The sequence below is a fragment of the Kitasatospora sp. NPDC001683 genome (assembly GCF_053596495.1).
In genome coordinates, this window is sequence record NZ_JBSFGK010000017.1 from 110,592 (window position 1) to 116,954 (window position 6,363).

Sequence of the window (6,363 nt, forward strand, 5' to 3'; positions counted from 1 at the left end):
GACAGACCCGCCCGCGGGGCAGGGTGAGAACCTCGGACAGGCTGCGGGCCCGGTTGCGGTCCGGGCCTGCTGGAGTGGTACTCCGACGGTTGTTGCTGCGGTTGGTGCTACGGAGCGTACTGGTGCGAACCAGTCTCTCCCACGCGACGACGGCCCCCCGCACCGGGTGCCGCCCGCCCGTGACGGGCCGTTCGTCGAGCGCCCCGTCACTTCGAAGCCGGCTTGGCGTACTGCGGCGTCTTCAGGTCCACGACGGCGTCGACGACCACCTTCTGCTGCTGGGTGATCGTCGCCCGCGCCTGGTGGCTCTCCAGGGTACGGACGACGCCTCCCGGAATGTTCAGCGCGGGCGTCAGGTCCTGCGGGTTCCCCACGACGGTGAACCGATAGGGCTGCGAGACCTTCTTCCCGTCGATCTGCACCCCACCGCCCGACAGGTCGGTGAAGTTCGTGTTGACCACCACGCGCACATCGTTGATCTGAATCGCCTCCGCCCCCGCCGCTCGAAGTTCCTGCAGGGTGTCCAGCAGCATATCTGCCTTCACCAGCCCTTGGGGATCATCGACCGTGAGTACGATGCCCGGCCCGGTGGCTTTGACCGTACCGGCCAGCACACCCAGTTCGGTCATCTTCTTCCTGGTCTGCTCCTGGGCCTCCTTGGCCTGGTTGGAGCTGTTCTCCAACTTCGCCAGGGACTGTTCGAGCTCCGCCTTCTCCTGCTGGAGACGCTGCTGACGGCTGTCCAGTTCGTCGAGGATCCGGACCAGGTCCTCCTGCCGGGCCCCGCGCAGCTGGTTGTGGTGGTCGTTGGTCGAGCGCACCTGGATCGCCAGCGCCAGGCCGAGCGAGAACAGCAGCAGCGCCACCACCAGCTGCCCGCGCGACAGCCGCGGCGGCCACAGCGCGGCCCGCAGCCGCCGCCGACCGGCGTTCCGGTCCACGGCGGGCGACTCCTCGACGGCCTCCGGCTCGGCGGTTTCCGACGGTTCGGCGGCGTCGACCGGCTCGGGCTCGGCCTCCGGTTCAGCCACGGCCTCGCGCACCGGCTCCGGCTCGACCGCCTTCACCAAGCGCACCGACGGCTCCGGCTCCTCCGCCCCGGCCTCGAGCTCGGCCGCAGCGTCCGACTCCGCCGGCTCCCGCTCCTCGGCCCCGGCTTCGGCGGCCTCCTCGGCCCCTGCTGGCTCCTCCGGAACGGACTCCTCCGCCGTCCCGGCCGTCTCGGACGTCTCCCCCGCAGACTCCTCGCCCGGCGCCGCAACGGTCTCTTCGACCACCGGCGCCTCCGCCTTCTCCTTCTCCTCCTTGGCCGCCGCCTCGCGGCCCGGCTCAGGCACGGAAGACATGGCGCCGGATCGCAGCCGCGTTGGAGAAGATGCGGATGCCGAGGACGACGACCACACCCGTGGACAGCTGCGAGCCGACGCCCAGCTGGTCACCCAGGAACACGATCAGCGCCGCGACCACCACGTTCGACAGGAACGAGACGATGAAGACCTTGTCGTTGAAGATCCCGTCCAGCATCGCCCGGACGCCGCCGAACACCGCGTCCAGCGCCGCCACCACCGCGATCGGCAGGTAGGGGACGACGGCGTCGGGCACCTCGGGTTGGACGAAGAGGCCGACGACCACCCCGATCACGAGCCCCAGTACGGCAATCACGGTCTAGCTGCTCCTGTCCCTGTCGTGGTCTTGGCGGTTCCGCCGGCCGGACGCCGCTTCGCGGTCGATCCGCCGCCGGTCGCGGATGGTGAAACGGATGCCGTCGGGCTCTCCGAGGTTCCCGGGCCACCCGACGGCGTCCCGCCCGACGGAGTCCCGCTCGGACCGACCGACGGCGTGGCCGACGGCGTCGCCGTGGGCGAGGGCTCGGGCGTGACCGGCTGGGCGCTCCGCAGCGTCACACCCACCGCCGCCGGCAGCGTCAGGCTCTTCTGCGCGGAGAGCGTCGACTTGATGCCGTACTTCTCCTCGAGCAACCGCAGGTACTGCCCGGCCATGTCGTTCTCGAAGGCGGTGAGGAGCTTCGGCCCGTCCCCGATCGCCTGGATGTTGTACGGCGGCACCAGCGGCCGGTTGTCCACCAGCACCGCCTCGCCCGCGGCCCGGATCGCGGACAGTGCGGTCAGTCGCTGCCCGTTGATCGAGACCGCCTCCGCACCGGACCCCCACAGCCCGTTCACCACCAGCTGCAGGTCGCGGTCGCGCAGCCGGCCGCTGTTGGAGAAGCCCTGCCCGGCCCGCGGGTCGACGTTGCCCCCGCCCCCCGTGCCGGCCGCGTCCTCCAGGACCAGCTTCACTCCGGGCCCGGTGACCTCTCCCAACCCCACCTGGTCGGTCAGCACGGCCGCCCCGCCGTCCCCGGAGGCCAGCGCCTGCTGCTGGGTGTCGTCGACCTTGCGCCGCAGGTCCTGGACCTCCTTCTGCAGGTGGTCCGCCGAACCGTTGCTGTCGTTGATCCGGTGGATCAACGCGTCCCGCTCCTTGGCCAGCGTGGGCTCCGCCTTGTGCGCGTTCACCGCCCCGACCGTCACCACCGCACCGACCAGCGCCAGTCCGGCGCCCAGCGTCAGCAGACCCCGCAGGGTCCGGGGTATCCGGCCGTCGTGCTCACCGCCCCGGGCCGCGGCCGCCTCGGCGTAGCCCTCGTCCAGGCTGTGGTCCATCACGTTGGTCAGCAGGGACATCGAGGCGTCCGGGCGGTTGTACCGTCCGTTCGGCGTACTCGGTGTCGGCGTCGCTGGCATGCGGACCATCGTCCCATGACCGCCGAGGGGCCCGAGCACGGCCCCTGAGCTGCACACACGCCGCACACATCCCCGGAAGGTGACGGACCCTTCCGAATGACGTGAAAACGGACAACGGGGCGCGCGGACCAGGCCGCACGCCCCGCCGTTCAGCGGGCTCCTCCGCTCAGCCGGTCACCGCCCCGCGCCCTCGACCACGGCCGCCCACTCGTCCAGCAGCGCCTCGGTCGCCTCGTCGTCCGGTCCCTCGGCCCACAGGTGGGTGACCGCCTCGGCCGGGTCCGGCAGGACCAGCGTCCAGCGCCCGTCCGCCTCGACCACCCGCACGCCGTCCGTGGTGTCCAGCCGCCGGCTGCCGGCCGCCTCCACCACCGAGCGCATCACCATGCCCTTCGCCGCCCACGGCGTCGCGATGTCCCGGCGCCGGATGTGGGCCTGCGGGATCCGCGCGTCGATCTGGCTCAGCGTGAGCTGGGTCCGGGCCACCAGGCCCACCAGCCGGACGAAGGCCGCGGCACCGTCCAGCACCCCGCTGAACTCGGGCACCACGAAGCCGCCGCGCCCGTCCCCGCCGAACACCGTGCCCTCGGCGGAGGCCGCCTTCGCCAGGTCGTCCGGCGTCGTCGTGGTCCAGATGACCTGGGTGCCGTGGTACGCGGCGACCTGCTCGGCGATCCGGGTCGTGGTCACCGGCAGCGCCACCTGCCCGCTACGCCGCTCCGCCGCGACCAGGTCCAGCAGCACCAGCAGCGCCCGGTCGTCGTCGATCACCCGACCGAGCTCGTCCACGAACGCGACCCGCTCGCCGACCGGATCGAACCGCACGCCGAAGGCCGCCCGCGAGGAGGCCACCAGCTCACCGAGCCTGGCCAGCCCGGCCCGCCGCGTCTCCGCGTCCTCCGTCGGCCGCGCCTCGTCCAGCCCGCTGGAGACGGTGAGCGCCTCCACCCCGAGCCGGCCGAGGATGCTGGGCAGAACCAGCCCGGCACTACCGTGCGCGGTGTCCACCACCACCTTCAGCCCGGCCTCCCGGATCCCGGAGGTGTCCACCGTCCGCAGCAGGTTGCCCGCGTAGGAGTCGAACACGCTGGACGGGAAGGTCAGGTCCCCGATCTCGCCCGGGAAGGCCCGCCGGTACTCCTGGCGGGCGTAGACCCGGTCGAGCTTGCGCTGCCCGGCCTGGGAGAGGTCCGCCCCGCGCTCGTCGAAGAAGAGGATGTCCAGCGAGTCCGGCACCCCCGGCGTGGTCCGCAGGAAGATCCCGCCCGCGCTCCCCCGCGCGGTGTGCTGCCGGGCCACCGGCATCGGCACGTTCTCGAGGTCGCGGACGTCGATCGCGGAGGTCTGCAGCGCCGAAATCATCGCCCGTTTGAGCGCACGCGCACCACGCGAGTGGTCACGCGCAATGGTGACGGTGGCGCCCTTCTTCAACGTCGTGGCGTACGCACCGGCCAGCCGGACGGCCAGCTCCGGGGTGATCTCGACGTTCAGGATGCCGGAGACGCCGCGGACGCCGAAGAGGTGCTCCTGGCCACGCGACTCCCAGATCACCGAGGTGTTGACCACGGCACCGGCCTCGATGGTCTTGAACGGGTAGACCCGGACGTTGGCCGCGATGATCGACTCCTCGCCGACCAGGCACTCGTCCCCGATCACCGCGCCGTCCTCGATCCGCGCGGCCCGCATCACATCGGTGTTCTTGCCCACCACGCAGCCGCGCAGATTGCTCTGCGGCCCGACGTACACGTTGTCGTGCACCACCGCCCGGTGCAGGAACGCCCCGCGCTTGACCACCACGTTGCTACCGAGCACGGTGTGCTCGCGGATCTCGACGCCGGCCTCGACCTTGGCGTAGTCCCCGATGTACAGCGGCCCGCGCAGCACCGCCTCCGGGTCCACCTCCGCCCCTTCGGCCACCCAGACGCCCGGCGAGATCTCGAAGCCCTCGAGCTCGACGTCGACCTTGCCCTCCAGGACGTCCGCCTGCGCCTTGCCGTAGCTCTCGTGGGTGCCCACGTCCTCCCAATAACCCTCGGCGACGTAGCCGTAGACCCGCTTGCCCTCCTTCAACAGCTGCGGGAAGACGTCGCTCGACCAGTCGACGGACTCACCGGCCGCGACGTAGTCGAAGACCTCCGGCTCCATCACGTAGATGCCGGTGTTCACCGTGTCGGAGAAGACCTGCCCCCAGGTCGGCTTCTCCAGGAAACGCTCGACCCGACCTTCCTCGTCCGTGATCGTGATACCGAACTCCAGGGGATTCGGCACCCTGGTGAGACAGACCGTGACCAGCGCGTTCTTGCTACGGTGAAAGTCGATCAATTCCGTGAGATCGAAGTCGGTCAGCGCGTCGCCGGAGATCACCAGGAAGGAATCGTCCTTGAGCGCGTCCTCGGCGTTCTTGACACTCCCCGCAGTGCCGAGCGGCGTCTCTTCATGGGCATAGGTGAGGTGCATGCCCAGTTCCTCACCGTCACCGAAGTAGTTCTTGACGAGTGATGCCAGGAACTGGACGGTGACGACGGTGTCGGAGAGGCCGTGCCGCTTCAGCAGCCGAAGCACGTGCTCCATGATCGGCATATTGGCGACCGGAAGCAGCGGCTTCGGCATGCTGGAGGTCATCGGGCGGAGTCGGGTGCCCTCGCCCCCTGCCATGACTACGGCTTTCATTACGGGTGCGTCCTCCTTCGCGGTGGTGGACCTACAGGTCCATCAAACCGTTCCAGAGGTTCTCTACCCGGAAGGTCTCGTCCGACGCACCGGGGCAGCGTGGGACTTCTCTCAGATCACGTCTCAGGCTGTGGACGCCGAGCCCGCGGTGGCGCGCTTGATGATCTGCCGCGCCTGAACCGCGTAAAGAATCGCCGACCACCAGTACAACGTGGTCCCCCACCAGATGAAGGCCCAGCTCACCACCTCGGCCGGCCGCGCGATCCAGCTGTCGATACCGCCGAGCAGCAGAAGCGGAAACGCGTACATCAGATTGAAGGTCGCGGCCTTCCCGAGGAAACTCGTCTGCAGCGGCCCGTAACCGTGCTTGTTCAGAATGGGCAGCAGCGACGCGATGAAGAGTTCCCGGGCCACCAGAATCGCCGTCACCCACCACGGCAGGAACTCACGCCACGTCAATCCGATGAGGGTGGACAGCACGTAGAGCCGGTCGGCCAGCGGGTCCAGCAGCTGCCCCACCCGACTGATCTGCCCCCACCGCCTGGCGAGCTTTCCGTCCAGGTAGTCACTGACCCCGCTGAGCGCCAGGATCAGCAGCGCCCAACCGTCGTTCTTGGGCCCGCCGAAGGCGGGCCACAGGATGAGCCAGAGAAAGAGCGGAACGCCGACCAGCCGGCCCATGCTCAGCAGGTTGGGGATGGTGAGGACGCGATCGGTCTGGACCCGCGTCTCCTGGACCTCCACCCGGGGGCCCTCCTGTCCTGTGTCACGACAATGCATGTTGACCTTACAACAGAGAAGCCCCCGTCCGGTTCACCCGGCGGGGGCTTCTCTCGAAGAATTGTTCGGCGGCGTCCTACTCTCCCACAGGGTCCCCCCTGCAGTACCATCGGCGCTGTGAGGCTTAGCTTCCGGGTTCGGAATGTAACCGGGCGTTTCCCTCACG

Annotated in this window: 4 protein-coding genes, 1 rRNA gene and 1 pseudogene; all 6 read right to left on the reverse strand. The window is 69.7% G+C overall.

What is annotated here, in order from left to right; translation table 11 throughout:
• Positions 1–206: 206 nt before the first annotated feature.
• A complete protein-coding gene (locus tag ACWCYO_RS12340; protein WP_449784195.1) occupies positions 207–1,346 on the reverse strand; it encodes a DUF881 domain-containing protein in 1,140 nt (379 codons plus the stop codon).
• Entirely contained in the window at positions 1,330–1,662 is a 333-nt protein-coding gene (locus ACWCYO_RS12345) for a small basic family protein (RefSeq protein WP_030062488.1), read from the reverse strand. The genes ACWCYO_RS12340 and ACWCYO_RS12345 overlap by 17 nt, the downstream gene beginning before the upstream one ends.
• 212 nt (positions 1,663–1,874) lie before the next feature.
• Positions 1,875–2,756 (reverse strand): annotated as a pseudogene (locus tag ACWCYO_RS12350) (DUF881 domain-containing protein); the annotation flags it as partial.
• Between the two features lie 165 nt (positions 2,757–2,921).
• The gene (locus ACWCYO_RS12355) at positions 2,922–5,417 is read right to left on the reverse strand and encodes a mannose-1-phosphate guanyltransferase (RefSeq protein WP_270141803.1); all 2,496 of its coding nucleotides are present in this window, start codon (positions 5,415–5,417) and stop codon (positions 2,922–2,924) included.
• A gap of 123 nt (positions 5,418–5,540) precedes the next feature.
• A complete protein-coding gene (locus tag ACWCYO_RS12360; protein WP_270141805.1) occupies positions 5,541–6,161 on the reverse strand; it encodes a CDP-alcohol phosphatidyltransferase family protein in 621 nt (206 codons plus the stop codon).
• Between the two features lie 99 nt (positions 6,162–6,260).
• Positions 6,261–6,363, reverse strand: a 5S ribosomal RNA gene (gene rrf, locus ACWCYO_RS12365); the annotation flags it as partial.